The sequence below is a fragment of the Candidatus Hydrogenedentota bacterium genome (assembly GCA_035416745.1).
In the GTDB taxonomy this organism is placed as follows: domain Bacteria; phylum Hydrogenedentota; class Hydrogenedentia; order Hydrogenedentales; family SLHB01; genus UBA2224.
In genome coordinates, this window is the sequence record DAOLNV010000082.1 from 1 (window position 1) to 1,066 (window position 1,066).

The following is a 1,066-nucleotide window of genomic DNA, read 5'->3' on the forward strand; positions in this document are numbered from 1 at the left end:
AGCACAATTCGTGCCAAGAAACACGATGTTCTAGGCAACTAGCGCTACTAAGATACCGCTCACGGTTATCCGGTCTGGTCATTCCTCCTTGAAAAGGCCTTAAGTTTTCCCCCAACAATTACTTGCAATGACTCCGCCATCTAAGACCCAAACACAGCTCAGTCGAGGGCAAATGTCAAAACTAGCAGACTCTGACAAGGGATTACGAAGGCCCACAGCAGACGGCCTTCTGCTGCCTTTGGGTGTGGGCACGAGGAGTTTGTCACGGCTGATAATTAATTGTGCTCATATATTAGTCAAGACTGACTAACCGCGGTAATGTTTTGGCGCGATGGCTGGGGCACAGACGGGATGTGGGGACTTGGATCCTGGCCGGGATGATGGGGCTTCCTCGGTGTGTCGACATGCCCCCCAGGCCGCTGGAAAACATCACCTGCACGCTCAACGGCAATCAGGGCCCGTGAAGACGAACGGATAATGAAAAATTGGCGGCGCCTCTCCCTTTGAGAAGCGCCGCTCACAGTCACAGTCTAAGTCCGTTGACTCTCTTGTGCTCGCGAATTATGCGCGGTTCTTGCGAACACGCCGCGCTGCCGCCAATCCGGCAATCCCGATACCCATCAACGCAATCGTGGAAGGTTCGGGGACAATGAGATTTGGATCGGACGTGCTGGTTCCGTACTGGAAGTTCACGTTCGAGATGTCGCTGAGGCTCAAAGAGCCCTCGTAGCCGAACACAAACTGAACTGAGCCACCAACAATAACGGGCACGCCCGTGACCTTCGAATTCGCAGTGCCCGAAATCGCAGACGCCAACCCAAAGTTGGCGCCATCCGGCGACGCTGGCGGGGAAAGGACATCGTCGGGTTTCGATGTGTCAAAACGGTCACCCGGCCCGAAGTAGCCTAACCCGCTGGCCTCTATACCATATTGAGCACCACGGAAGGCCGAGCCAGAGAGGTCCCCGAGAAAAGCGAATTCGGTTCCCACGTCCGGCAAGAGTTCGTACCCGGCGGGCTGTACGAAGGGCGCGCCATTCTGAATAACCTGCGCCCCGTTAACCAAC

Annotated in this window: 1 protein-coding gene; it reads right to left on the reverse strand. The window is 55.6% G+C overall.

Annotated elements, in window-relative coordinates:
- Positions 1–561: 561 nt before the first annotated feature.
- On the reverse strand, positions 562–1,066 hold a 505-nt coding region (locus PLJ71_18630; protein ID HQM50709.1), incomplete at its 5' end, for a PEP-CTERM sorting domain-containing protein.